This window comes from Paenibacillus amylolyticus, from assembly GCF_051136285.1.
In the GTDB taxonomy this organism is placed as follows: domain Bacteria; phylum Bacillota; class Bacilli; order Paenibacillales; family Paenibacillaceae; genus Paenibacillus; species Paenibacillus amylolyticus_F.
This window is the reverse complement of the sequence record NZ_CP194938.1, coordinates 2100019-2126591: the sequence shown is the minus strand read 5'-3', so window position 1 is coordinate 2126591 and position 26573 is coordinate 2100019. Positions and strand designations below refer to the sequence as shown.

Below are 26573 nucleotides of genomic sequence, written 5' to 3'. Positions count from 1 at the left end.
TCATAAGTCTGTATCCCTCAACGTTTACTCTTCACCGCATGCTGAACCATCTCGATAAACGCATCAACAGGTTGAATGCCTTGATCTCCCTCACCGTACGCACGGACAGAGGCGGACGAGGCATTTTTCTCTTGTTCACCAAGCACAAGCGAATAAGGAACTTTCTCCATCTGAGCTTCACGAATCTTGTATCCAAGCTTTTCGCTCCGAAGATCTGTTTCCACACGTATCCCTGCGGCCCGCAGCTGGCTTTGTACCTGAAGTGCATAGTCCGTGTAATGATCTGATACGGGAATCAGCTTTACCTGTACAGGAGCCAGCCAGAGCGGAAACGCACCTGCATAATGCTCTGTCAGAATGCCGATAAAGCGGTCAATGGAGCCGTAGATCGCTCTATGGATCACAACGGGACGATGCCTCAGGGCATCCTCGCCGATGTAAGTGAGATCGAATTTCTCTGGCATTTGAAAATCAAGCTGGATTGTTCCGCACTGCCAGCTGCGTTTCAGCGCATCAAGGATATGAAAGTCAATCTTCGGCCCATAGAAGGCGCCGTCGCCCTCGTTAACGCGGTACTCTACACCGCGAGCGTCTAACACATTGCGTAGTGCCTGCTCCGCCTGATCCCACAATTCCTCCGAGCCCATAGAATCCTCAGGGCGTGTGGACAGCTCGATTTTATAGTCAAAACCAAAAATGTCGTACATCCGTCCAATCAGGGAGATCGCCCGATTAATCTCATCTTCGATCTGTTCAGGCATCACATAGAGATGGGCATCGTCCTGACAGAATGTCCGCACACGCATCATGCCATTCAGGGCACCAGAGAATTCATGCCGATGAACCTGACCGAATTCCATCATGCGAATCGGCAATTCGCGATAGGAATGCAGTGTGTTTTTGAAAATCAGCATATGTCCAGGGCAGTTCATCGGTTTCAAGGCAAATGTAGCATCGTCCACGTCCGCAAAGTACATGTTGTCCTTATAGTGCTCCCAATGACCCGATTGTTCCCACAGACGGTTGTTCATCATTAGCGGAGTACGAACTTCTTGGTACCCTTCTTCCAATTGCAGTTCCCGTGAAAATTGCTCCAGTTCTGTACGAACAGTCATGCCTTTAGGCAGATAGAAAGGCATGCCGGGTGCTTCTTCAGAGAACATAAACAGCTCCAGCTCTTTGCCAAGCTTGCGGTGATCCCGCTTTTTCGCTTCTTCCAGCACGTGAAGATGTTCTTGCAGCTGCGCTTTGTTCGGAAAAGCAGTGCCATAGATGCGCTGCATCATTTTATTGTCCGAATTACCCCGCCAGTAGGCGCCTGCGACATTCAGCAGTTTAAACGCTTTGATCCGCCCAGTGGATGGAAGATGTGGGCCGCGGCACAAGTCGAAAAACTCACCCTGCTCATAGATTGAAAGTTCAGCATCTTCTGGCAGATCGCGGATAAGCTCAAGTTTGTATGGATCATCGTTGGCTTCGAATAGCTCCAAAGCTTGCGCCCGGCTGACTACCTTACGGCAGATTGGCAGATTTTCCTGAATGATCTTGTTCATTTCACGCTCGATGGCTGCAAGGTCACCGATGGAAAGGGATTGCTCCAGATCGACATCATAGTAGAATCCATCTTCAATGACAGGGCCGATCCCCAGCTTCACGTGGTCTGGGCCATACAACCGTTTCAGTGCCTGTGCCAGCACATGAGCTGTGCTATGACGATACCTGTGCACACCTTCCTCGCTGTCTAGTGTAACGATGAATAATTCGCAGTCGTGCTCCAGTTTCTCGCTCAGATCAACATTTCGCTCATTCACGATACCACCGATGGCCTGTTTGCCAAGGCTTGTGCTGATCGAAGAGGCGACTTCGCCGACAGTGATACCTGCCTTGTAAGTACGTACAGCCCCGCCTTGCAACTGGACTTCAATCTTTTCAATCGACGATTCCGCTGCCAACGATTCAGATGCTGCTGCGTGCTGATCCCCCAAGGATGAATGCTCGCTTGCATACTCCCATTTTTTCTCTTGACTCATGTGAACCACTCTCCAATATTTGTGATGGAAGCGCAAAAAACACCCGTCCCGGAAAAGGGACGAGTGCGCTTGGCTCGTGGTTCCACCCTAATTTGGTTATGCTGCATTCCGCTCTCGGCCAGCCGCCGCAAACAGGAACCATCATAACCCTCATTGGAATCCATTATCGGGGATCAGGCGGTGAACTCTACTGACCGTACATGTAACCATCTTGCGAAATCATCGATTGAAAGAATGTATGGAGATGATCTGCGCATTGTCTGTACATCGTCGAAGGTTCGAGGTCACGGCTGCAGAGGGGTAACTTCGCTCCGTTCGCTGAAGAAGGTTTCACCAATCCCTTCTCTCTCTGGGCAGCACGCAATCGAAGTCCTGTCTCTGGTCATCGCCAAATATAAATGGATGCAACGAGCTGAATCACACAGATGAATTTCAGATAAGTTGATCCGTTAATGTGCAAATGTAGTTCAATAGTTGGAACAGGTGTTACTTGAGAGTCGATTATATAGACTGAAAATGGAAAGGTCAAGCGAAATGTTCGAATACAGATTAGCTGCTTTCTTTTGCACTTTGCATCCAGATTAAGCGAATCGTGGTTCCTTCGCCAGGTGTGGATAACACTTCAATTCGACCTTTCATCGCCTCAATTAAACCTCTGGTCACCGCCATGCCGAGTCCTGATCCAACATCACTAGTGCCCGTATCCGTACCGCGATAATATCGTTCGAATAGCTTCCACACCGTCTCCGGGCTCATGCCTTGTCCATTATCAGTAAACTCAATTGTGAATTCGCCTTCTTGTTCCCCGGCATGTACACGAACAACAAGAATAGAGCCCGGCGGGTTGTGAAGCAGAGCGTTAGCCGTGAGATTATCTACGATTCGTTCAAAAGAAGGAATGTGCACAAGCCCGTAGACAGGCATGTGAGCAGGTTGAAACAGAATACGTCCTTCGCCATAAGCCGGGTTACGCTCAGCCCGTTGAACGAGATCATGGAGTAGCGTATTTACGTCAGTTGGTTCTACTTCGGGTTGATACCCACCACTCCGTAGCCGATAGGTCATGGCAAGATCATTCACAAGCCTGTCCATATACATGGATTTGTCCACCATAATTCCTGCGAATTCCCGGACTTCTTCTGTAGACCAGCTATACTTGTCAGCCTCCAGCATATGAGCATATCCCTGGATAGAAGATAAAGGTGTTTTGAGATCATGGGTAATGCCTGCAATCCATTCTTCCCGCAGGGCGTCCGTCTGTTTCCGTTGTTCTTCATCCTGCTTGAGTGTATGGGACAAGGCCTGCATGGAATGAAGCACCTCACCATAGACTTGATATTTCCGTTTCCATTTTCCATTCCGACGCTGGCTCCGGGGAATACCTGAAACCCCTGTAGGCTCCTCGTAATGTCCTTGCTCGAGACGCTGCAACCACTGAAGCATATGTAACATCGGGGAACCGAAGCGATTGGCATACCACAACGCAAGCAAAACGAGTAGCACAACGATGGACAGAATCAAGACGATCAATGCAGGTTCAAGAATGAAAGCGTAGGGATTTACCTTCTCAACGACGGTTGAATCGACCCGTACACTTACGATCCAGGTCGTTTCATTTTGGTTGTCATACCATGTGGCTACCGATATGCCTGAACGATTGGGATAACGAACCTGGAGCACGAGATCTTGAATACTGTACTGAATGGGTACACCCACAGCCGGTTTATTATAAGAGACGATTTCTTTTCCGTAGGCATCCAATATTTGAATATAGGCATCTGCCTTGCGGATGGTCTCCTGTTCAGCAGGTTTTACAGTCAGTTTGCCGTTATCGTACGAAAGCTTTGCACGAATCCCATCCAGTAAGGACTTGGCTATATTCCGTTCTCCGTATAACAAAGTAAAATACTTTCCGTCCTTCTCCCGGATCAGCATGGCGAGCTGATAGGGGAACGGTTTATTGGCCTCCCAGTACGCAATCAATTCTCCGGGTTTGTAATGGTCTGGTACATCGGACGGGGCATGATAATCGTCAATGACATAGCCCTTCTCATCCAGAACCTGAAGCCAGCCATGATTTTTATCCACCTGCTTGAGCAGATCGGGATCGTATCGTATCGTGTTATCCGGCAGGATCTCGGCTGTATTAATAAGCTGATCTAATCCGTTATTGGCAAAGTCATCGACCAGATTCACTTCATTCACTTTCTGCAAAACCCAGAAGGTAGCGAGTGATCCTAGCACAATAATCAGGATCACGGTACCGGTAAGCATGCCGATGAACCGGGTCATTAATTTACGGCGGATGCTCATGTCTGCGACACATTGCCAGGCTGGATCAGTTTGTACCCCAGACCACGCACATTGACGAGAAACGCCGGATTGGAAGGATCGGCTTCAATGCGTTCGCGAATGCGATGGATATGCACCATAACGGTGTTGTCGTCGCTGATGGCTTCAGATCCCCAGACCCGTTCATACAGTTCCGATTTGGTGAAGATTCGGTTCGGATTTTTGCAGAAAAAGAGCAGTAACTGGAACACGAGTGCCGGACAGGTTACAGCCTGTCCCTCAACGCGCAGCTCTCCTGCCAATTCAAGCACCTGAAATCGTCCAAAATCATATATGCCTTGCTTCGTATGAGGAGATGACGTTTTTACGTGTTGTGAAGTGTTTTGTTGAACCGCTGCAGCTTTAGAAGGTAAATAACGATTCAGCAGTGACTTGATCCGTGCGACTACTTCAAGCGGATTGAACGGTTTGGCTACATAATCATCGCCGCCAACGGCAAAGCCGGTCAGCTTGTCATAGTCCGTTGTTTTGGCGGTCAGGAACAGAATAGGTGCATCCGTGACCTGTCGTAGAAAAGGGCAGATTTCCAAGCCACTTTTGCCTGGAAGCATAATGTCGAGCACGATACAATGGTACGTTTTATTGTTGCATGCTTCGAGCGCGGCTTCACCTGTAGTCACCGTATCAATGTCGAGAAACTGCTCTTTGAGCAACACCGTTTTGAGCATATGCAGAATTGCTTGTTCATCATCAACAATCAGTAATGAGACTTGATCCATTGTGTAGAGTTGACCTCCTCGTATTTCCTTTTCCGTATATTGCCCATCATATCATTCTTGTGACCACTTGGGATGCAGGTTGCCTTAACAGTACCTTAATTATGAGCTAAGGAAGCAGTGACGAGTTTAACTGAATGTAAGCAAGGGTTAGACGAAGCATAAGACTCATGATGTAGATTTAACTTAAGGAAGCTAAGATAAACAGAAAGGGTGTTGATTATGAATAAGAAATGGAAACTACTTTTATTAACGTTGGCAGCATTTGCTGTACTATCTGCTTGCACCAGTAACAAGATCACCTCAGATGAAGCAGAGCAGGCCGAGAAGCAAGTTACAGAGCAGGCATCTGGGCAAAAGGATAACCAAAGTGAGTCAGCTGGCAAAGAACAGAATGAAGGTTTGAAGGATAGTAAGGCCGTATCCCCAGACAATCTCATTGATACACTGATGAATGGTTCCAAGGATGCGATCTATGAGCAGTTCACTCCTGAAATGAAACAAGCCGTCTCTTTGGAAGATTTCAAGTCCTCTGCTGACAGCTTTTTGAAGGGAGTGAAGTTGTGGACCCCGAATTATCGTGCCGAGATGAACAATTTGACGGAATATGCATGGATCGACGATACAGGAGCTAAGGGCATCCGTGCTTATTTCACAGAAGATCATCAGATTGGTGGTTTGAGCATCACTCCACTGGAAGCACATCCCGATACAGACAATAAGCTAACCAAGACCGAGTTTCAATACCCGATGAAGGGAGAGATGTTTGTCTTCTGGGGAGGTCATAATGTCATGGCAAATTACCATTACGAGCATGAGACGCAGCGTTATGCATTGGATATTGTTCAGACTAAAGAGGGGGCGAGTTATCAGGGAGACCCCAAAGTCAATGCCAATTATTATGCTTTTGGTAAGCCACTCTATGCGGCTGCAGATGGTACGGTAGTGGAGATTAAAAACGATATTGAGGATAATGTGCCTGGCGTGATGAATCCGGAACAACCGGCGGGGAACTATGTAGTTATCGATCATGGCAACAAGGAATACAGCATTACGGGTCATATCAAAAAAGGCAGTGTAGCTGTGAAAAAAGGGGATAAAGTCAAGCAGGGGGACCTGATTGGTGATCTCGGTAATTCGGGTAACTCCAGCGAAGCTCACCTGCATTTCCAGGTATCGGATGGGCCGGATCTATTCACTTCGCAATCCCTTAATATCCGCTGGGCCGATCAAAGCCATGAGTTAACGCGGGGAAATACGGTTCAGGGATTGCCTGAGTAAGCAGGGCAATACGGTACCATTTTACAGATTCATTTGATGTGTTGATGTCGGGATATTCTACATGCTGTACGCCAGCTTCCGTTTTCCATTATAATAGCTTCTATAATTATAGCCTTGAATTTGGTTTTGAATGATATTAGAGCTATATAAGGTGAATTATTTATTTACACTTTAACGGAGAGGACAGAAAAAACCTGGAAAAGCGAAGCGTTCGCCCTTATCACCGGATTTTTCCCTTTGGAAAAGGGGATCAATAAAATCCGGGGATAACAGCGATTGGAAGGTTATTCTGTCATCGGAGTGGACTGTGTGAAATCTTTAGTTCAACTTATAGAGGTTAATGGAGGATTAGGGATGGCACTGGACAAGGTACAGATCGAGTATGCACGTCAGGAAGATTTACAGAGAATTGTTGAGATTTATAACTCTACGATTGAGAGCCGTATGGCAACGGCAGATTTGGAACCGGTGACGGTAGAACAGCGCTTGCCATGGTTCAACGAGCATACACCGGATCGTCGTCCTCTGTGGGTGATGAAGCGGGATGGGCAGGTTGTTGCATGGGCTAGTCTAAGTTCGTTCTATGGGCGTCCGGCTTACAATGGCACGGTAGAAGTCAGTGTATACGTAGATCAGCAGTGTCGTGGAATTGGGGCCGGTGGACGGATGTTGAATACCGTATTTGAGGCTTGTCCCGCGCTGGGCGTCACGACGATTTTGGGATTTGTATTTGGGCATAACGAGCCGAGTCTCGGTTTATTGCGCAAGCATGGCTTTGAACAGTGGGGATTCTACCCCGAGGTAGCTGTGCTGGATGGTGTGGACCGGGACCTCGTAATTATGGGTAAAAAAATAGAAGCAGGCCGCACGAGTGCGGGACAGAGTTAAATAAGAAAACCTCCGTATCCACCGTGAAGTGGAATGTGGAGGTTTTTTTATTTATTTTACAAACTGTTTCACAAACCGAGCTGCTGCTTGATTTCCCGAATCTGTCCCAGATGGCGTTCCTCGTGGTAACTTGTAAAATCGATCCATTGCGCAAGATCCATCTCACCAAATACCGGATGAGGGAAAGACTTGCTGCGCAGCAGAGCCGTATCATGCTCTTGTGCAAACTGTTCCAGCGCACGATGGGACGATGCCAGGTCGCTGCGCACATCTGCAAGTGACTCAGGTGCAGTTGGTGGCTGAACATGAGGAGGAGCTTCTACGGATCTGCTGCGATCCAGAGACAGCTCGTAAGGTTTTTTATCGATGGACATATGTTGTTCTTTTTCCAAGGCAAGACGTGCTTGATTTGTAATTACATTTTCCATCAGATTCAAGTGCCGTAACACCTGCATGATGCTCCACTGTTCAGGGGAAGGTTTCCGGTTCAATTGCTCCTCTTCAAGTCCCGAGATGGTTTCCCAGATTTGATTTCGAATTTCATCATTGCGTTCAAACATCGTTAACATCCTCTCTCTGCAGATTTATTACAAATATCGTTATAGCCTTTATGTGTCCAATTGAACATATGGAACCCTGTTTAACCAGCATAGAGCATAAAACGAGTAAAAGCGAATATCACCTATGAAATGCCTTGTTAGATGAATAGATGATGAAAATAAAAAACATACCCTTTTATTGGGTATGCTGAGTTATATAAAAGACGAAAAAAAGATTGACGGGCACACCCCGGCAAACTATAATCGGTACAAGTAACTTGATATGTAAGGAGTCCTGACATGATATGTTAGTAATCGACGAGGTGTATCACCATACAGCATTGCAAATATCATCGTCCGATCTATTGTACCTTATCGAACGGTTGAAGGTCAAAAAAGAAAATGAGATCGAAACGCTCAAGCAGAAGATTGAACAGTTTGATCAAAAACGACGAGCTGAGGAAGTGGCATATCAGTCGCTATCGCCTGTCCGCAAATGGTTTGCAGGACGACCGGCTTCCCATCATCAGGCGGTGGAATATATGGTGCAGGTGAAGGAACGGTTTCGCAAGATGGAGCAGATTCGCAGACGCATCCGTGACCTCGATCTGATCATGGAACGCATTCAAATCGCTGATCATAACCAGCAAAAAGAGGTTGAACTATCACCTGAAACGATTCGCGAAATCAGACAGCTAAGTGAAACGGAGGATGTACAAGCATGACTTTGGAGACGTTAAGCTCCGGAATCGACACGGTATGGGTTGTACTCAGCGCAGCGATGATTTTGTTGATGGAGGGCGGATTTGCACTGCTGGAAGCTGGTTTTGTACGTTATAAAAACAGTGTGAATATCATTATGAAGGTATTTGCTGATATTACCATTGGTACGTTATTGTTTTATGCCATTGGTTTTGGCCTGATGTACGGTTCAGATGCGGGTGGGTTCATAGGGGTGACGGGATTTTTCCTGAATGGTGATCTTTCTCATCTGAACGTACCCGTGTCATTGGAGACGTTCTGGCTGTTCCAGGCCGCGTTTACCATTGCCGTCATTTCAATTGTATCCGGTGCAGTAGCTGAACGGATCAATTTCCGTGCATACCTGCTCTATATCATCCTGATGACGGCAATCATCTATCCAATTGGCGGACACTGGGCGTGGGGCGGCGGCTGGCTCGGTCAGCTTGGTATGCAGGACTTTGCCGGTTCGGCGGTAATTCACGCACTGGGAGGTTTCTCCGCACTGGCGGCGGCGCTCATCATCGGGCCACGTAAAGGTAAATACACGCCGCTTGGTGTAAGCGCGATTGCCCTGCCGAGCAATCTGCCGCTGGCCTCGGTAGGGGCGTTTCTGCTGTGGTTCGGCTGGTTTGGTTTTAACGCTGGCAGTACATTGAGCGCTACAGATGTCAGAATCGGTCACATCGCCATTGTAACGATGCTGTCTGCGGCAGCGGGCGGTGCGGCTACGTTGCTGTACACGTTGTTCCGTTTCAATCGTTCCGATGCCCCTTCCGTGATTAACGGTTCACTTGCAGGACTGGTGGGCATCACGGCGGGCTGTGCATTTGTAGGTGATCTGGCAGCCATATTCATCGGTGCTGTCTCCGGTCTGTTAATGATGGCGGCAACCAACTGGCTGGATCGCATGCGGATTGATGATCCGGTGGGCGCTTTCCCGGTTCATGCCGTCTCAGGGATGTGGGGCACGATTGCTGTAGGTCTGTTTGCCACAGATGGTGGTATGTTCATGGGCGGCGGCTGGAGGCTGCTTGGTGTTCAGGCGTTAGGTCTGACGGCTCTGGTCATCTGGGGGTTTGCGATGACCTGGCTCGGACTGAAACTCATTGGGAAAGTGGTACCTGTCCGTTCAACCGAGGAGGAGGAAGACCTCGGATTGGATATCAGCTATCATGGGGTGATGGCTGCGCATCAGTCGCATGAATTTCTGGATGGTGAGGAGCATATGATTGCATATCAAGAGAAGTCTTCTGATTCAAATCGATAACATTTGTATAGGAAGAGATAGGGGCTGACGAAGGTCAGCCTCTTTTTTACACAGAAAGCAGGGAAAGAAGACAAGGCGGAAGAATATACAGGTGTATAGATGAATAAGTCTCAGCATAGGTGTAACGTCAAAAAGGGAGGATCTATATGATTAAGCCGGAACAATGTGAACGTCTGACTAGAAAAGCACGTAAAACCCTCGAAGAAGAATACAATTTAGGTGCTGTTGCCGATCTGGTACTGGATGCTGGGCGCTGGGGTATTCGCCTGGATGTATCCACGCCCGATGAGTATCGCAGAACAGGAAATTCGCGTGTAGGTGGACATCCTGATTTGCCCGATGATCTGGACTGGCCGCTTACGAAGGATGGGGTACCGATGACTTTTCTGGCCCAGCTGAATATGGTGGATCTGTCTCCGTATACGCCGAATGACGGACGCGGAACGTTGCCGGAGCGGGGCATGTTGTACTTCTTTATTGGGGGCGCGGATGCCGGTTATCCAATCGAACATCAAGTGATCTATGAACCATCTACGAATAACCTTGTAAAACGTGAGCCTGACGGGGTTACTGCACTTGGAGGAGAATCTACGGTAGCTCATTCTGTTACGGTTTTACCTAATCTTGAGGTTCCTACATATGCATATGTAGACGCTGCGGCGTTGAATGAACGTGATGATGTTTTAACGACAGAGTCCGAAGAAGGTAGTGCTCCGGAAGGCAGTTTGTTTGACCGCTATCTGGAATTTGAATCGGATTGGAATCATCCCAGTCCGCTCAATTGGGGTGGCATGTTTGGTTACCCGGAGGGGCAGCATTCTGATGTAGAACACCAGGCCTTGAGCTATATTGAGCTGGGTGAGGTATACAACGGCAACGAGCAGGAATGTGTGAAGAAGTTGACGGCTCATTATGACGGAGATGAAGAGCGCACATGGGAAGAATTATCGGACACGTTGCTGCTGTTAAAAATAGATACGCATGATGCCATCGGTTTTAAATGGCATGATAGCGGTGAATTGCAGTTTTTCATTCGAGGCGTAGATTTGGAGAATGAACAATTTGATCATACTTGCTGTTCGATCTATTCCAGTTAAGTTGTTTTTATACACAGTTCCAGTGTCATTCCATAAATTAGGTGAATAATTATTCAATAGTTGTAACAAAATGTCCTGATTTCCGTCTATAAGAGGAGGAGGGACTTTTTTTTGTGCACATATGTTAATCAGAGGCGTCAGTATGTTTAAATAGTTAGAAGAAGTTAATGACTTGAAGTGAGATCATACGTTCTGTATAATGGGATTAAAAGGGAGTGAAGAGGATGATTCAGTCTACATTCAAACATATTGATACAGCGGTTGCGTCTTTAGTTGATATTTGCGGTCAATTAAGTGAAGAAGATTTGGAACTGAAACCAATTGAGGGGAAGCGTTCAATAAGGGAATTGCTCTCGCATCTGGCCTTAGTCTGCCGCGCAGATCTGTACATATCCGAAGGTGCGTCGGAGGAAGAGATGGCTCTATTTTATCAAGAGAACCGCGTGTGCTCCGTGAACCAGATCAAGCTTTCACTTATTGAGAATCGAAACTTTCTGTATCAGCGGTACATGCAGTTTACTACCGAAGAGTTGCTTCATGTAACAACATCCTACTGGGGTGCTTCCTACACTCGTTTGGAATGGTTGCTTGAGATAATGGGGCATATGTACCATCACAGGGGGCAACTCTATACGATGTTAACCTTGACAGGAAGAGAACCGAAAACGGCGATGTTTGCCTAAACGAATACATATAATCCAATCAATACATAGGATATTTAAGGAATAAGGTGCATGAACGGAATAGCAAGGAAGCAATAAGGGAAAGGGGAGTTGGCAAGCAATCGTATGTAGCCCAACTGAGAATATTCTCCTTTTTATAACACAACATATAGATCTTGAGCTATAATAAATATTCTCATATTGTACTAGGAGGATATCATGGATAGTCGATATGGTAAGCAGGATGAAGAAAAAGATATGCATTCGTACAGAAGCGGCACCCGGCCTGAACTGCCAGGTATCTCTGGTCTGGGCGGCTGGTTGATTTTAATCCAGATTAGTCTTTGGGCCTCACTAGTGTTTTTACTTTCGGATATTTCAAGTGTTACTGTAATTATGGATCCGGCACGATGGGAAGGCAGTCGCGGTGTTGATCCGCAGCTATATGCGGAAGTCATCCGACCCCTTTTGTGGTTTGGATTCATCAGCAGCGTTATTCTATTCGTCATGGTTGTTGTGAATCTTGTTCTATTGTACCGCAGAAAGCGGCTGTTCCCACGGTTGATGATTGTACAGTACATCGTCAATGTGATTATTGGTGTGATGACCTGGATTCTCATTGCGCAAAATGAGGTGGGAAGAGAAGAACATGTGCTGGATGCAACACCCGCGTTTAATCTGATCGTTCGCTCATTGCTGACATGCTGTATTTTTATTCCGTATTTCCTCAAGTCGGTACGTGTAAAAAATACGTTTATCAAGTAGGCGAGAATGAGAATGTTCTGATTGTGATCTAATCGGGAAAACGAAAAGACCCATAGGATACAAGATCGGAGCTTCGTCAAGACTCCAGCTTGTAGACCATGGGCTTTTTTTGCGGGATGATTCACTTATGTCAGGAGGATCATTTGGAGGTTGACTTGACGCGAGCTGAACGAGAGAAGCTCTGGATCATTTGGTTTAACACCTCGGATAATACAAGTCCAACGGCGATGGCTCCCGATAACATCAGTGCTTTGGCAGCCATCTCCATGGCACCACTATAGTCATTTTGCACAAAGCTGCGCATCGCATTATACGCCAGTCCTCCCGGCACAAGAGGAATGATGCCTGCCACACTGAAAATAATGACAGGTGCACGAAACATACGAGAGAACAGCTGACTGATCACACCCACAGCAATCGTTGCTGCCAGCGTGGCAGGAACAGCGTCTGCTGCATATTCGAGCACAATATAGATGATCCAGCCAATCATTCCAACAAAGCCACCGTGAAGCAGCATACGCCTTGGTGCATTAAAGATAATGCCAAACGCGGCCGAAGCGACAAAGCTGGTTAAGGCTTGTTCAATAAAATGCAGCATATCCTGCAACCCTCCGTCTTACATCAAAAGTGAAAATACAACGGCAATGCCTGTACCGATGGCAAAAGCAGTCAGAAAAGCCTCAGCGCCCTTGGATAAGCCGGATACAAGATGCCCGGCCATTAAGTCGCGTACAGCATTGGTAATAAGCAGTCCTGGCACGAGTGGCATGACGGAACCAATAATAATTTTATCCCGCTCGAAGCCTGCCCCAAAATCCACCAGGAAAAAGGCAAGCATACCGATGACAAAGGAGGCTGTAAGCTCAGCAAAGAATTTCACACGTACCCAGCGGTGGAAAAGAATGACCGCAGCGTAACCGATCCCGCCGCAGATCAGTGCCGGCAGAAAATCAGCCCAGCCTCCGCCGAACATAATGGTAAAGCATGAACTGGATAAGGCAGCAGCACCTAGCTGCACTGCGTATGAATAACCAGAAGGTTTTCGTTCAATTTCCAGCAGTAAATTATGAGCTTCCTGAACGGTCAACTGCCCTTGCCCGATACGCCGTGAGACGGCGTTAACTTCAGATACTTTATCGAGGTCTGTTGTACGCTCAGAGATACGAATCAACTTGGCTGGTTCGGTGGCATCCACGGAGAAAAATATGCCTGTAGGCACAACGTAACTATGTGAATGTGGGAGACCTAGTGCAGCAGCCATTCGTTTCATCGTATCTTCAACGCGGTACGTTTCACCGCCGCTTTGCAGCATAATTTTGCCGGCAAGCAGACAGATGGCGATGACTTGGGATTGCTCCGATGCTTCAGTAGGAGCGTATTGGCTTGTATTACTCATCTCCGGTTCGGATTCAACAGGAGAATTTGTTTCATGACGTATGTATTCCAACCGGATCAAGCTCCGTTTCATATGAGATAAGGCGTGGTATCGTCACCATTGTATCATATTTCACACGCTCACAAGCAATCCCGGGACAGGTAATAAAAAGCTTCGCCCGATCCCCGAAAGGAAAGAGACGAAGCCTTTAGACTTACATCAACAAGGTGATGACAAGCAATTCATACAGCACCAGCGGCAGAATCGTTGGGCCAAACAAGGCACGCGGTTCGGGGTAACCATGCATTGGCGTCACTTGGAGGTACAGAATACCGCGATCCGCACTAATAATGACACCTTCCCAGACCTGACCGTCAATGTTCTGGACTTGTACTTTCTTGCCGACATGCTGACGAGCCGTATGATGCAGCATATTCCGCACACTTTGCACGGATTGCACCATCGGCTGATTGGCCTGATATACAACACGAGTGGTTGGTGTGGATGGTGATTCAGACATGATGCACAACCCTTCCTCGAAATGAAATCCTTCTTCCTTCAAGGTATGCATCTGCCTACAAAAGGTGATTACACGTATGTCATGTGCAGTTCACCACGACCGCTTTCGTAACTTACCTGACCTAGTGCACCATTAACAAAAGTCATCTGAGGTGGGATGTGACCCAGGTCCACATCATAGAGTACGGGCACGTCCAGATCACCTAGAGCGGAAGACAAAGCATCGGTAAATGTAAAATCGGACGTGTTCGAATAACCGGCAGGCCGCCCAAACAGGAAGCCGTTCGCCCCAGCAAACCAGCCAGCTTGTCTCATCTGCCACAGGCGGCGGTAGATATCTCCTGCGTTCATCTCGCAGCTTTCCAGATACCAGATCGTTCCCTCTTCAGCACAGTACTGCTGCACATAATGTTCTACCGGTGCAAACGGAGTACCGATCAAACAGGTGATTGTGTCCATACATCCTCCGAGTAGTCGTCCCGAAAAGTGGGCAGAGGTATTGGTACCTTCGGCTGCTCCGAGCTGCTCCCAGCGAGAAGGCGTATCCAGATTAAAGCCAGGCAGTTCCATTTTCCATTCGGATTGATAGTGGGTGGAGGATACCTGTAGGATCTCTTCCCCGGCTTTAGTCTGCAGCACATCAAGCCAGCGGGCCGTAACCGGATCTAACTCGCTTGACCGAAGATCTACATAATTGGTGCCATGAGCTGAGGCTGTTCCGGTTAGTAACGTGTAGGTAAACAAAAATGTACTGATATCGGAGTAGCCTAATACCCATTTGGCCGGTGATTTCTTCAAAGCCTTCCAGTCCAGCAATGGCAGAATATCCATCAGAAACTCTCCGCCCCATGGAGGAATAACGGCTTGTATCCCGGGATCAAGCATAAATGCATTTAGTTCTGCTGCACGAGTTTCTTTGGGAGCACTTACACATTTGGAATTGTTACGCAGGGAAAGACTTTCCTGAATGATAAAGCCAAGGTGCTCCAAATGTTGTTTGCTCTGTTCCAAATAACGATACATCGACTCCCCTACACCACTGGACGGTGCTGCTACACCAATGGTATTACCCTTCACAAGTGGCTGTGGATAACGGATAGAACGCGGGCTCATGTTATAACCCACCTTTCCTATCGGACTGACATTGCTCAATAATATATTTCATAATATTTCCATCATTATATAGGAAAGCTTTGTAAAAGACAGCCTGTCAGTCACAATTGAATTAAGGATTAACAGGGATTTCTAGTGAGAAAGGTGACTTTATTTTGGACGGATAGGTAGAAATTTTAATCTGAAGCTCACCCTGTAGTTTCGCACCATTTTCGATGGTGATTGAAACCGTGGTATGATTTTGATTCTTTCCATATCCCGGACTCCAGCTGGCACTAGGGGTTTGATACGTTTTACCTGAACTGTCTTTCACTTTGCTGAAATTAAAGACGTAACTATTTTCCATGTTGTCAGGAACAGAAAAATCAATAATGAGATCTTTACCTTCCACTTTGCTGCCAAGCATCTGAAGCCCGGAAGGGCCGCCCGTGATCTCACGTGTCTTCAGGTTGAGGCTGAAATCCAACTCCTTTTTATCAAGACCTGAGAATCCGGAACCTTGCAAGGTTAGCTTTTTGGGTTTGGCAAAATACATGCTCTCAAAATAGATGGAACGTGTATCTTCCCCGATGGAGGTGTCGGTTCTCCAGGCGCGTCCTTGTTCATCAACCAATTGTAAATCGCTGAGGCCAAAGATTTTCTTGGTGTTGTTTGGATCCATCTGTACATCAAGCACCAAACGGGTTGGATACATGGTGGCTTGTTTCACCTGGATACGTTGTCCGTCAATGACCAAGCTTTCATTCACAGGGATGACCTTTTTCATACCTTTGGTCAGATTTTTATCTACGGGCAGGGTTACTTTCCATACGCCTGGATGGGCATCGTCTCTCGATTTGAAGACCACAGTTAACACATCCGGAGGGGAGGCTTTGTCGGTGAAGACGACATCAATAAAGTTTTCATACACCTGATCATCTGAATCAGAGTTAGGTACGGAATAACCATAAACAACAGGAATATCTTTACCATTTTCATCAAGCAAGTCGATGTCATAGTTGAATTTCTCCGTATCTTTCATGCCTTTCATTTTATAAAAAATAACCATACGTGACTCGTCTGTAATAATGCCTTCTACGGTTACCGAACCACCATCATGCTCATCGGTGATCCCGACTTTCTGTAAGAGGGACTGATCAATCGCCATCATTAATCCTTTATCCTGCCGGATCAGGCTGACGACACCTTCCATGCCAGGCAGTTGTTCGACAAAGGACGCAAAGGCAGGGGATACCCGAATACAGCCAGTGAACAATAAAATCAGGGCGGCTGCCGAGATCGAACTGGTTAGCCAGCGCAGTTTTGATTTTCGTTTATGTGAAGCTTGTTGAATCCCGGCCTGCACAGCTCTGGATGCTGCGGCATGGGGTACATCGATAGCATCATATTCGGCCTTGCGTGCTTGAAGACGTGCCTCCAATGCTTCGAACGGGTTGTGTTCGTCGGTCATGATGATTGTTCTCCTTTCGGTTCAAGTTGATCCCGGAGTTTTCCAAGCACGCGGTGCAGTCGTGATTTTACCGTGCCTGCCGGGATTTCGAGAATGTCGGCGACTTCGGTCAGCGAGAAACCTTCGAAATAACTCAGAATAATAATTTGTTTGTATTCCGGTTCCAGGGCGGCTACTGCAGCGGCCAGATCAGGGTCCTCAGGGCGATCCCAGCGACTGGATTCCCGAATTTCCGTGACGGGGCTGAATCGAAATTTACGTTTGCGTTCATCTGCACAGTAATTCAGAAGAATGCGGATCAACCATGTGCTGAAGTAAGAGGGTTTTTTCAGTTTTTTGAGTTTGCGGAATGCTCGGTAGGTTGCTTCCTGTATCGCTTCCAGTGCATCGCCCTCGTTATGCAGATAGGCATAGGCGATCCGGTACAGGCGGTTGTGATGCATTTCCATTAAGGCTGCAAAAGCAGCAGCATCCCCTTTCTGTGCAGCTCGCGTAAGTTCGGTAGGGGTCACAAGGCTCCTCCTTTGCTGATGTTGTTTCGTATTAGACAGAGAAAGTCCCCGAACGGTTCTTGTGTTTTTTTAAAAAATATGAATGTATTCCATTTCAGAAAAGTTTCTATTGCATTATACAGCAAAAAACCGGTAGATCTCCTATGGGCATTGCTGCTCCAAAACGAGTCTAACGGTTATCCGTGTTGCCTTAAATATAGTTTCAGGCACAGTTTTGATCTCAAGTGTAGATGGAGTTACAGGGTATAGTAGCGTAGATCCATCCACTTATCTCAGGGAAGCTTCGTCACTACTTCTTGCAATCGAGCTGCGACAGAAATGTTCCCACGTTGCTCCGCAATGTCCAGTGCCGTTTCACCTGAAGTATTAGGTGCCATAGGATCGGCTCCATATTCAAGCAACATATCAATAATCACTGTCTGATCGGTATGAAAGGCTGCGGTGTGCAGTGCATGCTGTCCATCACTGTCAGCAATGTTTGTAGATGCGCCATATTGAAGCAATAGACGGATCACTTCTGCAGAACGCTCCCCAGCAAGTGCAGCGTGCAAGGCTGTGTTGCAAGGAATAAAGGAAATCAGGGAGTGGGAGATGCTATTCACATCAGCTCCGTGTTGGATAAGGGTATGTACACTTTCCTTTTGCCCATAGTGTGCGGCATATCCCAGAGGTGTCAATCCATCCTTGTTTTCTGTGTTCGCAAGTTCCGGGTGCACATCAAGCAGGGACTGAAGTGTTGCCATATCGCCATCTTGTGCAGCTTGGAATAGCTGATCGACCTGTTCTGTTTGCCGTTTCGCATCTGTCATATGTACTAACCTCCACGTTCGTATAGATATATTAGGTTGTGTTGCTGCTTCATAAGCTAATCCAAAGCTAACTTCATGATACACAGTTTATATTAGCGGCGCTTATCGATAATCACCTTTTTATCCGATACTGCGAAGGGGAGAGATGGAATCGTCTGGAGAAAAGAGAGCTAAACGAGCCTAAGCTCTCAAAACCGACTCTATAACAGATCTCCGTGACGGGGAGATCTGAGTTTGATAACAGCTGACAGGCAGCTTGAAGTCTGCGTTCTGTCAAAAATTGATGCGGCGAAATGCCAAAAAGCTTCTTATAATTTCGAAGAAAATGATTTACAGACAGATGCGCGGCTGAGGCAGTCTCTGCAAGCGTAATAGGCTGACTATAGTAGGCTGTCATGTACTCATGTGCGATGTAGATTCTGCGATATAATTCGTCCCTGGTAGAAGATCTCACCATATCAAGCTGGTCTATTTCACAGCGAATCTCACGATGTAAGACGAGCATATGTAATGCAAGCTGGTGAAGCTGCTCCTCCAATCCCCAGGCATCTAGGGTCTTAGAAACGTAGGAAGAACGCAGCCGCGCAAGAGCAGCACCCAATGGATCTTCCATCGAATAGGTTCGTTCCACCCAATCCATTGAACAAGCAGAGGACAGAGCATAAGGCTCATCCAGAAGATATCGATCACTGCTTGAGACATTCCGCCCGACCTCTTCAACCATACCAGGAGGAAAGAAGATGCAGAAAGATTCGACGGGCACAGGTGAATCAATATGCAACTGATATTCCTGTCCTTCGTTCAGGAGTAAATATCGATCATGACCTACGGAAAAATGTCCATGACCCGCTTCATATAACGAAGTTCCGTAACGAAAGGTTTTCAATGAAAGAGCCCCTTGACCTCTCCAGTCGAACTGAGTTCTGGATTCGTGCAATATGAAAGGGATGCTGCGTTGCGTTAACGTATTTCCCGTAAAGGTATTCATCGTGAGCTATCGGTGTCGTTTTTCTGTGGGTATTGACGCTTCGCTGCTTCCAATGCCGGGATGGCAAAGCTGGCGAGTGGAGAAGGCAACTCATGAAGCGGGAACCAACCGATCTCACCGATCGCTCCGCCTTCTTCCAGATTACATGCTACCCCGCCGATGACTTGGGTGGAGTAAATCATGGAAATCCAATGTTCCTGTAGCTCTGGACGCATGGTTTCAGCAGTACAGAGCAGACCATCGATAGCGATATTCAGATTGACTTCTTCTTTAATCTCGCGAATCACAGCTGTTTCGAGCGTTTCATACGCATCGACTTTCCCGCCGGGAATGCTCCAGGTATGCTGTTCCGGGGCACGGTTACGCCAAACCAGCAGTACTTCGTTTCGTTCATTAAGGATTACAGCACCTACGCCGATCCGGGGAGTGGCATCCGAGGTAATTCTTACACTCGCAGATTCTACTGAACGGATAGGACGTACAGAATCTGAATTCGACAGAGAATCCATGTGATCGTTAGAAAGCGAATTATGATGAGTACTAGAATCGGCTGGGACAACAGCCGCCGGGCGAAATGAAACCGGATATCCCGTCTGAGCAGACCAATCTGCTGCGAGAATACTCATTGGGATCAGATCATACTGTGTACCGTCCCGTAGCACGGCAGCACGATGTCGACCTTCTTCGCGGAATCCGGCTTTCAGGTACGCTCCCCTTGCGATTTCGTTGTATTCAATGACGTCCAGAGCGATCCGATTCAAGTTCAATTCATGGAATGCATATCTTAAAATCAAGTCCAATGCGTCGCTGCCGTAACCCTTGCCACGATCACGTTCATGACCAATACCAATAGCCAGCTGTGCAGAGCGATTATTCCATTCAATCCGATAGATGGCGACAAATCCGAGAAAGCGGTTATCCTCCAAGGTGCGCAGTGCAAATTCGAAATCTTGACCGTTGCGAACCGAAGACGCTCCTGTTTCATCCGATGTTAGTGGAGTCGCAATATCTGTATCCATGTTACGCATATAATCATAGTTCTCGGTGAAATGTGCGATCTGAACACGATCTTCAGGGCAAGGTGGTGCGAGTCTAACCTTAGAGCCTTGAAAAGCATTGTAATGACGAGCCATGTTGCACCTCTTTTACAGGATATAAATTCCTTCGTTTTTACCATTATACTACAGTTGGAAATATTACCGAACTTACACGTTGATCACCAAGGCTTGGCGACGAAGAGGGGGAGGTTTGTGGCAGATGGAATTAAAAGAAGCTACCGCCTGCGAAATACAGGGTAGTAACTTCTATTAAGGAGTCACAATGTCACTACCTCATACAAAAAAACAGCCACAAGGGCTGCTGGTATAGGCTTTTATTTTAAATCATTCAATAAATTTTTCATTTTTTTGTAATGTCCGCTGACGCGGTCAGCCATGTAGTTATACATGAGTTGGTTCTCGGAAAGCTGCGCCATCTCTCGGTCAATATCTACATTGTTGTTGTTATTGTTCATAGCGGTTTCGTTGTTCTGCATGACTCGGTATTGAACGATGGAGTCATTTGGGTTGCTGACTGGAAAATGTTTCTCGTGTGTCCGCTGCATCCGGAGCTGTCCTGTTTTACCATTCTCGATGATGCGTCTAAGCTCATCTTGAAACTCAACGGTTGTTTTCTTGTAATTGGGTGTGTCGGCGTTAGCAATGTTGTTTGTGATGGCTGCATGTCGTGCGTTTAGGGCTTGCAAAAGGGATTCATTACGTCTGGTTGTATTCGTTTCGATCATACCCTGATCCTCCTTCACCGCATCCGAGTGCAGTTCTCTCTATTTTAAGAAATTCGCCCGCACACTGTCAAGCTGAGGACTTTTAAAATCTAGCATCTGCAACCCGCATCTTATCAATAACTCCATAATAGGCAACGAAAAAAGATAAGCATATGATCGATCTAACTTCTGTCCAAGAAGCCGATCATCATTATTTATCTTTGTCGTCGTTATATTCTTTTCGATAACTACTCAGGAAGAGTGATTCATATTTTTGCCGTAATAAATTTCGTCCATCTCCAGCTTCAGCCACTCGGTGATTTCCTGTTGTTCCGATGTACTGAGCTTGTCCTTGGTGTACCCGAACAGATAATTATCCAGATCAAATTCCTTTAGCTTACATTTGGTGTGGAAAATATTCTCCTGATAGACGTTCACGTCAATCATATCAAAGCCGCTTTTGATCTCGTCCGGAATGTAATTCTGAATCGAACTGATCTCATGATCAATAAACAGCTTGCGACCGCTCGTATCCCTTGTAAAACCGCGCACCCGGTAATCCATAATCATAATGTCCGTATCAAAAGAATGAATCAGGTAATTCAGCGCTTTCAGCGGTGAAATCTCACCACAGGTTGACACGTCGATATCTGCTCGAAAGGTGCTAATGCCCTCGCTCGGATGGAATTCGGGATAAGTGTGGACTGTGATGTGACTTTTATCCAGCTGCATGACTACATTATCGGGCAGGGGTCCAGGCGATTCATCGAAGGATTCTTCGGGAATCTCGACAATGGGGCCTTCCGAGACCAGCATCGTTACACTGGCGCCCTGAGGAACGTAATCCTGCTGTGCGACATTCAGGACGTGTGCTCCGATGATGTCCGATACATTTTTCAAAATATGAGTCAGTCGGTCTGCGTTATATTGTTCATCGATATATTCAATGTAAGCTTCACGTTCTTCTTTGGTCTTGGTGTAACAGATATCGTACATATTGAAACTGAGTGACTTGGTGAGGTTGTTGAAACCGTGCAGCTGAATGCGCTGCTCTGGCGTTAAAGTCATGGTTACAGTTCCCCTTTGTCCCATACGACATAAAAATCGCAGTTTTAATACTACTTATACCCAACCTTGCCCGAAAAAAAACATGAGCCTGCACGTTCCATGGTGAGCGAAGTACTCTCCGTTAGTTCTGTTTATGCACCGAATAAACCAACGTTAAGAAGGATTATGAAGTTTATAGAGTCTTTTCCTTAGCAGTGTGAGTAGGGCAGCACAAAAAAACTGCACAGCATGGGCTGCGCAGCATCTTATGTTATAGGGACAAGTCCTCATCGTAACCAAAATCATTCATACGTTCTTCCTCCGCGACAGACTGAATGTCCTCAGAAGTTACCGTAATGATCGGATAATGTTCGTTCTGTTGTTTTTTCACCGCTTTTTCCTTCACAAAACGGGGGCTGCCTTCTCCGGCATCCTCATCATAGACAAGCAGCAGACCGTCACTTTTGCGCAGCAGCAGATCGTCTCGTGCGGTAAACTGCCATGGCCCGATATACGGCTGTTTGCTGATTGCGCCATAATAATCCACACCGGACAGGATGGAACGGTAGTACTCCTGCTTATCTTCTTTCCATTGTTCCTCCGGGTTCTGAAAAGCGGTGATGATCGACAGCTTCAGATGTGGATAACTCTGTTTCAGCTCCAGCACAACCTCGCAGGCCCACAGGTCAACGCCGTATTGACCGGGGGTAAGCACCCATTCCAGTCCGTCCTCTACAAGCGGAGTGAGGCGGGAGGCGATGGCTTTTTTTATATAGGGAATGCCTTCGTGCTTCTGACCAAAAATCTGTAGTTCATGGGCACGGTAACCGGTAATGAACAGGTTATGCAAACGTGAGAACCTCCTTTCAGACGGACGGAATCACGGTGGGATACAACATTCCAGCATTCCATCCGTCTTCGTATGAGCACGTTATTGTGCAGGCGTAGCTGGTGTAGTTTCTCCGCGGAACGGATACAGGAATGGCTTCGGAATATCCGTCTCAAATGTCATCAGCTTGCCTGTTGTTGGATGGATGAATGACAGTACGCGTGCATGCAATCCCAGACGTCCAAGATCTCTCGTACGTGCACCGTATTTACGATCTCCGGCAATCGGATGCCCCAGATCTTCCATATGCACACGAATCTGATTTTTGCGGCCGGTTTCCAGACGTACCTCCAGAAGGGAGAACTCGCGGTTCGACTTCAGACGTTTATAATGAGTGATGGCATGTTGTCCATCATTTGGACGGGAACTGGAGTACATCTTCAGCGTTTTGGTTTCCTTCAGCCAAGAGGAGATGGTGCCTTCTTCTTGAGCTACCGCGCCTTCAACCAGTGCGACATAAACACGGTCCTGTACATTTTCTTTCCAGTTATTTTGCAGCTGCTGCTGCACTTCTTCACTTTTGGCAAACATCATCACACCCGAGGTGTCCCGGTCCAGACGATGCACGATGAAAATCCGGTTCAGTTCGTTGGTACGACGCACATGTGACATGAGCTGGCGATAGGCGGTCAGATCATCACTTTTGTCTGCTGCGATGGACAATAATCCTGCTTCCTTGCGAATAACAATGATGTCGTCGTCTTCGTGCAAAATGTTGATGCCCGTCAGGGAAGGAGCGGCAACCGCACCATCTTTGCTGATGAATACGACCTGTCCAGGCGTCAGCGGCTCGTTAAACTTGGTCACCACTTTCTCATTCACGGATACTTGCCCACGTCCCAAAATGGATTTTACGGCATTTCGTCCGGACTTCAGATGTTTCAGCAGGAAATTCAGCAGTTCATCCGGCTCTGTTACTTTGTACTGACGTGGCGGTTCGGACTTGCGATAATGTGCATTGCCTGGACGCTTGGATATCTTAGCCGGTTTGGTACCTTTACCACCGCTTTTTGCAGGGGTCACAGGCGAATGGGTGTCTGAAACATTTTTGGCAGCATCTCTTGAGCGAGGGGAATTCGGTTTGGATGATGAAGTATTGGAGCGGCCGGAATGCGGCTTGGAAGAACCTCCGTATGATTTTCCTTTGGCAGATGTACCGCCTGTTGAGCGTTTGCGTTTATTCATGAATAACTATCTCCTTCTGAACAGCCTGTACCCTTTGTGTGCATACGATCCGTTCATTTCGTTATGCAGTTCAATATACCATTATCCGCACGGAATTAAAAATAGGTTCATCAAATCTGCCAACCATCCAATCCGAAGAGTTATCAGATTCATAGGATAAGATATCCCATAACATTGGAGGTGTTACTTCATGGGCGTGTTTCTCGATATGAGAACCTCGGAGAACTCGGGATACGTAGGGGCGCCGGGATTGCCTTTGTCCGAATCTCCTGAACCCTTCGGTGTAATCGGTCTTCAAACCCAAGGGGTCATTAATCCGATCATTACCTTCAACGGCACGGTGGGGGTTACAGGAGAACTGGGCGATACGTTTGTTGTAGAGATTGTGCGTGGTTTTCTGTACGATCCGTTTTTCATCATCTATCGTGCAGAAGGTACAATCGGGCAAAATGGCGGAGCCGAGTTCCATTCGTTTACAGCTCAGGATTTGGCTGCACCACCAGCGCTGGAAAATGTATATACTTCATTTATCTCTGGTGTGTCCACAGCGGTGCGAACTGGCCCGGAGATGTTCTACGGCATTGCTGCGACCGACTAACAAGGTATACACGAATCCGTTGAGGCTCGAAACGCGGAGTGAGGGTACAAGCACCGAATGCTGATTTGATTTTTTTGCGTTACCAGCACCTGTATAACGTTACCGCTTGTTTCGTTACATTAATTTGTTTCATTCGATGTAAATTCAACCCCCCCGGCCATAGCAGGCGGGGGGGTTGAATTCTGGTATATAACTGTGCTGTGCACATTGAGGATGTGCGCCCGCAACAGGAGCCACAAGATAAAGTGAGTGCATGTTAGTTGGCGCGCCCTTTCAAAATCATATTGTTAGCTTTGCCAAAATCGATGCCGACTTTACCTGCAAGTGCTGCTGTGCGTTCTGCAAGAATGACTGCGTTGACGCCACAAGAAAAAAGCGCGACATCGAATTCATCCCGATGGGTTTGAATCCATTGCAAGGTCTCATCCATCTGATCGTAGCTGTCAAAAGGGAGTGTACTTACGATATTTAGATGGTAAGGCTCCTTAACGAGCGCAGCCTGTAACTCATTCAGCTCACGCGTAACAAGCAACACACGTTTGCCAGCAAGGATCTGCCAGAATCGCGGAACTTGCACAAGTTCACGATTCACACAAGCATGACAGGTCAATGCAGGCGTGATTCCATAGTGAGCAAAGATCATATCGGTTAGTGGTCGCTTGAGATAATCCGGAGCTTTGATGGTGCTGTCTCCGCGGGGAAGGACACCGACTATGGTAGCTCGTTTCAAAGAAGCAGCTACTTCGTCCCGCATCTTCAGGTTGGGAAGCCGGAGTCCCTTTTGTCCGAGATTGGCTTTGACCACCCAGCGTTCCTGAAGCACTTGCTCCATAGGCCATACGGTTTCTTGTGACATGACGATATTCTCGCCATCCCCCACACGCACCAGAGAGAATGGACGCTGTTCGCGCAAGGCTGTTTCAAGCTGATCGAGCACGTCCTGCATTTCTAGATACATCGAATTCATTTGAATGCCTGCCCCCTTTGAAAATAACGCTCCTCTATTCTATGTTGCGAGAGAAACCGTGATCTGTGTGTTCGGCCCCCAAGAGATAACTTGGGATGTATATCAATCTATTTATAAGAAATTCAGTACATATGTCGGTGCAGGAATGTTTAAGCGTTCATACGTTATACAGTGCTGACATTTTAAGAGAGTATTCACGTGACAGGAATCAGCGCGAGGAAAGAGTTTTGTAGATGCTAGCTTTCATTTTCGAAAACTATGAAAACGACTGTACTCGGCCAAACGGGCTTACAGCGTTCATGAGGAGGAAGGGTATGTCCAGGAAAGTTGTGATTGAGATTAACTTCAATAACTACGGGTTAGATCCGCAGCGGCTGACCCGCGAATGGCTGGAGCGTCGCATGACGATTTTTCGCACGTTTACATTGCATTGCCTCAAGGCTCAGACGAATCAGGATTTCCTGACGGTAGTGAAGCTTTCGAAGGAATCTGGAGAACTGATGCAGGAGATTCTGGCGGGGCAGGAGCCGCTGCCTTCGAATATTCGTTTTGGAACTCATATTGAGAGTGTGCGAGCCATATTGGAGTTTGCCAAAGATGTAGAGGACATCTACATTGCCCGTCTGGATTCGGATGATCTGTATCACAAAACGTTTGTGCAACAGCTCTATGATGTGCAGCCGCAGCCGGGCACAATGGCGCTGATCAACCAGAATGGTTATCTGTGGGACAGTGTAAACAATGAGATGGCTCCAGCATTTCACCGTTCACCTCAATTTTATGTATATCTCTACAAAACGGCGGAATATGCCGCTGGATATCGTGTCAAACTTCCGGGCCGAGGTACACATGGCAATGTCATCGACTTGCCGCATGAACTGCTTGCACCGCGGAACTACGTCAATATCGTGCATGCGAGCAATACGTCGGTCAAAAAAGTACCGCCTAAAGACCGCTTGAACCCCGAAGAGATGGCGCAGGTTTTACGTGAATTCATGATCTGAACAGGAGGGATTCA

28 protein-coding genes and 1 pseudogene are annotated in these 26573 nt (G+C 47.1%); 10 read left to right on the top strand and 19 right to left on the bottom strand.

The features are described from left to right. Window positions 1–17 precede the first annotated feature (17 nt). A complete protein-coding gene (thrS, locus tag ACR8BL_RS09445; protein WP_434752381.1) occupies window positions 18–2030 on the bottom strand; it encodes a threonine--tRNA ligase in 2013 nt (670 codons plus the stop codon). A 153-nt stretch (window positions 2031–2183) separates the two neighbouring features. Here thrS and ACR8BL_RS09440 point away from each other — a divergent pair, with 153 nt between their 5' ends. After that, window positions 2184–2459, top strand: a complete 276-nt coding sequence (locus tag ACR8BL_RS09440) for a hypothetical protein (RefSeq protein WP_434752380.1) — start codon at window positions 2184–2186, stop codon at window positions 2457–2459. A gap of 120 nt (window positions 2460–2579) precedes the next feature. Here the strand turns inward: ACR8BL_RS09440 and ACR8BL_RS09435 are convergent, their stop codons facing one another. Then, window positions 2580–4343, bottom strand: coding sequence for a sensor histidine kinase (locus ACR8BL_RS09435; RefSeq protein WP_434752379.1), 1764 nt, complete (start codon window positions 4341–4343; stop codon window positions 2580–2582). Next, window positions 4340–5101: a response regulator transcription factor gene (locus ACR8BL_RS09430; RefSeq protein WP_434752378.1), complete on the bottom strand. Its 762-nt coding sequence runs from the start codon at window positions 5099–5101 to the stop codon at window positions 4340–4342. Before ACR8BL_RS09430 ends, ACR8BL_RS09435 begins: the two co-directional genes overlap by 4 nt. A gap of 219 nt (window positions 5102–5320) precedes the next feature. On the opposite strand from ACR8BL_RS09430, the gene ACR8BL_RS09425 reads away from it, so the two are divergent. Together ACR8BL_RS09425 and ACR8BL_RS09420 are read left to right on the top strand one after the other, a co-directional pair. Further along, a complete protein-coding gene (locus tag ACR8BL_RS09425) occupies window positions 5321–6379 on the top strand; it encodes a M23 family metallopeptidase (protein ID WP_434752377.1) in 1059 nt (352 codons plus the stop codon). Between the two features lie 354 nt (window positions 6380–6733). Then, window positions 6734–7267, top strand: coding sequence for a GNAT family N-acetyltransferase (locus tag ACR8BL_RS09420; protein ID WP_434752376.1), 534 nt, complete (start codon window positions 6734–6736; stop codon window positions 7265–7267). Window positions 7268–7335: 68 nt separating this feature from the next. Here the strand turns inward: ACR8BL_RS09420 and ACR8BL_RS09415 are convergent, their stop codons facing one another. After that, on the bottom strand, window positions 7336–7827 hold the full coding sequence (locus ACR8BL_RS09415; RefSeq protein ID WP_434752375.1) for a DinB family protein: 492 nt from the start codon (window positions 7825–7827) through the stop codon (window positions 7336–7338). A gap of 284 nt (window positions 7828–8111) precedes the next feature. Here ACR8BL_RS09415 and ACR8BL_RS09410 point away from each other — a divergent pair, with 284 nt between their 5' ends. The 5 genes from ACR8BL_RS09410 (at window position 8112) to ACR8BL_RS09390 (ending at window position 12341) form a co-directional block, all read left to right on the top strand. Next, window positions 8112–8531, top strand: a complete 420-nt coding sequence (locus tag ACR8BL_RS09410; protein ID WP_434752374.1) for a hypothetical protein — start codon at window positions 8112–8114, stop codon at window positions 8529–8531. Further along, window positions 8528–9817 carry an ammonium transporter gene (locus ACR8BL_RS09405; protein WP_434752373.1) on the top strand — a complete coding sequence of 430 codons (1290 nt, stop codon included), beginning with the start codon at window positions 8528–8530 and terminating at the stop codon, window positions 9815–9817. The genes ACR8BL_RS09410 and ACR8BL_RS09405 overlap by 4 nt, the downstream gene beginning before the upstream one ends. Before the next feature lie 146 nt (window positions 9818–9963). After that, complete coding sequence (locus tag ACR8BL_RS09400; RefSeq protein WP_434752372.1) at window positions 9964–10914, top strand: DUF1963 domain-containing protein; 951 nt, start codon at window positions 9964–9966, stop codon at window positions 10912–10914. Window positions 10915–11138: 224 nt separating this feature from the next. Continuing rightward, window positions 11139–11597 (top strand): DinB family protein, encoded by a 459-nt coding sequence (locus ACR8BL_RS09395; RefSeq protein WP_434752371.1) that lies wholly within the window; start codon window positions 11139–11141, stop codon window positions 11595–11597. 198 nt (window positions 11598–11795) lie between these two features. Continuing rightward, the gene (locus ACR8BL_RS09390) at window positions 11796–12341 is read left to right on the top strand and encodes a DUF2569 domain-containing protein (protein ID WP_434752370.1); all 546 of its coding nucleotides are present in this window, start codon (window positions 11796–11798) and stop codon (window positions 12339–12341) included. A 139-nt stretch (window positions 12342–12480) separates the two neighbouring features. Here the strand turns inward: ACR8BL_RS09390 and ACR8BL_RS09385 are convergent, their stop codons facing one another. The 14 genes and pseudogenes from ACR8BL_RS09385 to ACR8BL_RS09320 form a co-directional block, all read right to left on the bottom strand. Then, complete coding sequence (locus ACR8BL_RS09385) at window positions 12481–12939, bottom strand: threonine/serine exporter family protein (RefSeq protein WP_434752369.1); 459 nt, start codon at window positions 12937–12939, stop codon at window positions 12481–12483. Window positions 12940–12957: 18 nt separating this feature from the next. Next, window positions 12958–13737 carry a threonine/serine exporter family protein gene (locus ACR8BL_RS09380; protein WP_434752368.1) on the bottom strand — a complete coding sequence of 260 codons (780 nt, stop codon included), beginning with the start codon at window positions 13735–13737 and terminating at the stop codon, window positions 12958–12960. A 193-nt stretch (window positions 13738–13930) separates the two neighbouring features. Beyond that, the gene (locus ACR8BL_RS09375) at window positions 13931–14236 is read right to left on the bottom strand and encodes a hypothetical protein (RefSeq protein ID WP_434752367.1); all 306 of its coding nucleotides are present in this window, start codon (window positions 14234–14236) and stop codon (window positions 13931–13933) included. Between the two features lie 68 nt (window positions 14237–14304). Continuing rightward, the gene (locus tag ACR8BL_RS09370; RefSeq protein ID WP_434752366.1) at window positions 14305–15348 is read right to left on the bottom strand and encodes a S66 family peptidase; all 1044 of its coding nucleotides are present in this window, start codon (window positions 15346–15348) and stop codon (window positions 14305–14307) included. A 112-nt stretch (window positions 15349–15460) separates the two neighbouring features. Next, window positions 15461–16798 carry a DUF4179 domain-containing protein gene (locus ACR8BL_RS09365; protein ID WP_434752365.1) on the bottom strand — a complete coding sequence of 446 codons (1338 nt, stop codon included), beginning with the start codon at window positions 16796–16798 and terminating at the stop codon, window positions 15461–15463. Further along, complete coding sequence (locus ACR8BL_RS09360; RefSeq protein ID WP_434752364.1) at window positions 16795–17310, bottom strand: sigma-70 family RNA polymerase sigma factor; 516 nt, start codon at window positions 17308–17310, stop codon at window positions 16795–16797. The genes ACR8BL_RS09365 and ACR8BL_RS09360 overlap by 4 nt, the downstream gene beginning before the upstream one ends. 272 nt (window positions 17311–17582) lie before the next feature. Beyond that, on the bottom strand, window positions 17583–18119 hold the full coding sequence (locus ACR8BL_RS09355; protein WP_434752363.1) for an ankyrin repeat domain-containing protein: 537 nt from the start codon (window positions 18117–18119) through the stop codon (window positions 17583–17585). A gap of 112 nt (window positions 18120–18231) precedes the next feature. Further along, window positions 18232–19107, bottom strand: coding sequence for a helix-turn-helix domain-containing protein (locus ACR8BL_RS09350; protein WP_434758345.1), 876 nt, complete (start codon window positions 19105–19107; stop codon window positions 18232–18234). Beyond that, window positions 19104–19526 carry an NUDIX domain-containing protein gene (locus ACR8BL_RS09345; RefSeq protein WP_434753060.1) on the bottom strand — a complete coding sequence of 141 codons (423 nt, stop codon included), beginning with the start codon at window positions 19524–19526 and terminating at the stop codon, window positions 19104–19106. The genes ACR8BL_RS09350 and ACR8BL_RS09345 overlap by 4 nt, the downstream gene beginning before the upstream one ends. A 228-nt stretch (window positions 19527–19754) precedes the next feature. Beyond that, window positions 19755–20240: pseudogene (locus tag ACR8BL_RS09340) on the bottom strand (GNAT family N-acetyltransferase); the annotation flags it as partial. Between the two features lie 239 nt (window positions 20241–20479). Then, entirely contained in the window at window positions 20480–20890 is a 411-nt protein-coding gene (flgB, locus tag ACR8BL_RS09335) for a flagellar basal body rod protein FlgB (protein ID WP_434752361.1), read from the bottom strand. A 231-nt stretch (window positions 20891–21121) separates the two neighbouring features. Next, complete coding sequence (speD, locus tag ACR8BL_RS09330; protein ID WP_434752360.1) at window positions 21122–21937, bottom strand: adenosylmethionine decarboxylase; 816 nt, start codon at window positions 21935–21937, stop codon at window positions 21122–21124. 250 nt (window positions 21938–22187) lie between these two features. Beyond that, the gene (locus tag ACR8BL_RS09325; protein ID WP_434752359.1) at window positions 22188–22766 is read right to left on the bottom strand and encodes a DUF1273 domain-containing protein; all 579 of its coding nucleotides are present in this window, start codon (window positions 22764–22766) and stop codon (window positions 22188–22190) included. A gap of 81 nt (window positions 22767–22847) precedes the next feature. Next, on the bottom strand, window positions 22848–23990 hold the full coding sequence (locus tag ACR8BL_RS09320; protein ID WP_434752358.1) for an RluA family pseudouridine synthase: 1143 nt from the start codon (window positions 23988–23990) through the stop codon (window positions 22848–22850). Between the two features lie 190 nt (window positions 23991–24180). Between ACR8BL_RS09320 and ACR8BL_RS09315 the strand changes: the two genes are divergently transcribed. Then, window positions 24181–24588, top strand: a complete 408-nt coding sequence (locus ACR8BL_RS09315) for a hypothetical protein (RefSeq protein ID WP_434752357.1) — start codon at window positions 24181–24183, stop codon at window positions 24586–24588. A 256-nt stretch (window positions 24589–24844) separates the two neighbouring features. On the opposite strand, the gene ACR8BL_RS09310 is transcribed toward ACR8BL_RS09315, so the two are convergent. Further along, window positions 24845–25555 (bottom strand): GT-D fold domain-containing glycosyltransferase, encoded by a 711-nt coding sequence (locus ACR8BL_RS09310; RefSeq protein WP_434752356.1) that lies wholly within the window; start codon window positions 25553–25555, stop codon window positions 24845–24847. Window positions 25556–25869: 314 nt separating this feature from the next. Here ACR8BL_RS09310 and ACR8BL_RS09305 point away from each other — a divergent pair, with 314 nt between their 5' ends. Then, entirely contained in the window at window positions 25870–26559 is a 690-nt protein-coding gene (locus ACR8BL_RS09305; RefSeq protein ID WP_434752355.1) for a glycosyltransferase, read from the top strand. Window positions 26560–26573 lie beyond the last annotated feature (14 nt).

Coding starts and splice junctions, on each gene's coding strand:
- thrS (WP_434752381.1), bottom strand. CDS start 2,030: ATGAGTCAAGAGAAAAAATGGGAGTATGCAAGCGAGCATTCATCCTTG.
- ACR8BL_RS09435 (WP_434752379.1), bottom strand. CDS start 4,343: ATGAGCATCCGCCGTAAATTAATGACCCGGTTCATCGGCATGCTTACC.
- ACR8BL_RS09430 (WP_434752378.1), bottom strand. CDS start 5,101: ATGGATCAAGTCTCATTACTGATTGTTGATGATGAACAAGCAATTCTG.
- ACR8BL_RS09425 (WP_434752377.1), top strand. CDS start 5,321: ATGAATAAGAAATGGAAACTACTTTTATTAACGTTGGCAGCATTTGCT.
- ACR8BL_RS09420 (WP_434752376.1), top strand. CDS start 6,734: ATGGCACTGGACAAGGTACAGATCGAGTATGCACGTCAGGAAGATTTA.
- ACR8BL_RS09415 (WP_434752375.1), bottom strand. CDS start 7,827: ATGTTTGAACGCAATGATGAAATTCGAAATCAAATCTGGGAAACCATC.
- ACR8BL_RS09410 (WP_434752374.1), top strand. CDS start 8,112: ATGTTAGTAATCGACGAGGTGTATCACCATACAGCATTGCAAATATCA.
- ACR8BL_RS09405 (WP_434752373.1), top strand. CDS start 8,528: ATGACTTTGGAGACGTTAAGCTCCGGAATCGACACGGTATGGGTTGTA.
- ACR8BL_RS09400 (WP_434752372.1), top strand. CDS start 9,964: ATGATTAAGCCGGAACAATGTGAACGTCTGACTAGAAAAGCACGTAAA.
- ACR8BL_RS09395 (WP_434752371.1), top strand. CDS start 11,139: ATGATTCAGTCTACATTCAAACATATTGATACAGCGGTTGCGTCTTTA.
- ACR8BL_RS09390 (WP_434752370.1), top strand. CDS start 11,796: ATGGATAGTCGATATGGTAAGCAGGATGAAGAAAAAGATATGCATTCG.
- ACR8BL_RS09385 (WP_434752369.1), bottom strand. CDS start 12,939: ATGCTGCATTTTATTGAACAAGCCTTAACCAGCTTTGTCGCTTCGGCC.
- ACR8BL_RS09380 (WP_434752368.1), bottom strand. CDS start 13,737: ATGAGTAATACAAGCCAATACGCTCCTACTGAAGCATCGGAGCAATCC.
- ACR8BL_RS09375 (WP_434752367.1), bottom strand. CDS start 14,236: ATGTCTGAATCACCATCCACACCAACCACTCGTGTTGTATATCAGGCC.
- ACR8BL_RS09370 (WP_434752366.1), bottom strand. CDS start 15,348: ATGAGCCCGCGTTCTATCCGTTATCCACAGCCACTTGTGAAGGGTAAT.
- ACR8BL_RS09365 (WP_434752365.1), bottom strand. CDS start 16,798: ATGACCGACGAACACAACCCGTTCGAAGCATTGGAGGCACGTCTTCAA.
- ACR8BL_RS09355 (WP_434752363.1), bottom strand. CDS start 18,119: ATGACAGATGCGAAACGGCAAACAGAACAGGTCGATCAGCTATTCCAA.
- ACR8BL_RS09350 (WP_434758345.1), bottom strand. CDS start 19,107: ATGAATACCTTTACGGGAAATACGTTAACGCAACGCAGCATCCCTTTC.
- flgB (WP_434752361.1), bottom strand. CDS start 20,890: ATGATCGAAACGAATACAACCAGACGTAATGAATCCCTTTTGCAAGCC.
- speD (WP_434752360.1), bottom strand. CDS start 21,937: ATGACTTTAACGCCAGAGCAGCGCATTCAGCTGCACGGTTTCAACAAC.
- ACR8BL_RS09320 (WP_434752358.1), bottom strand. CDS start 23,990: ATGAATAAACGCAAACGCTCAACAGGCGGTACATCTGCCAAAGGAAAA.
- ACR8BL_RS09315 (WP_434752357.1), top strand. CDS start 24,181: ATGGGCGTGTTTCTCGATATGAGAACCTCGGAGAACTCGGGATACGTA.
- ACR8BL_RS09310 (WP_434752356.1), bottom strand. CDS start 25,555: ATGAATTCGATGTATCTAGAAATGCAGGACGTGCTCGATCAGCTTGAA.
- ACR8BL_RS09305 (WP_434752355.1), top strand. CDS start 25,870: ATGTCCAGGAAAGTTGTGATTGAGATTAACTTCAATAACTACGGGTTA.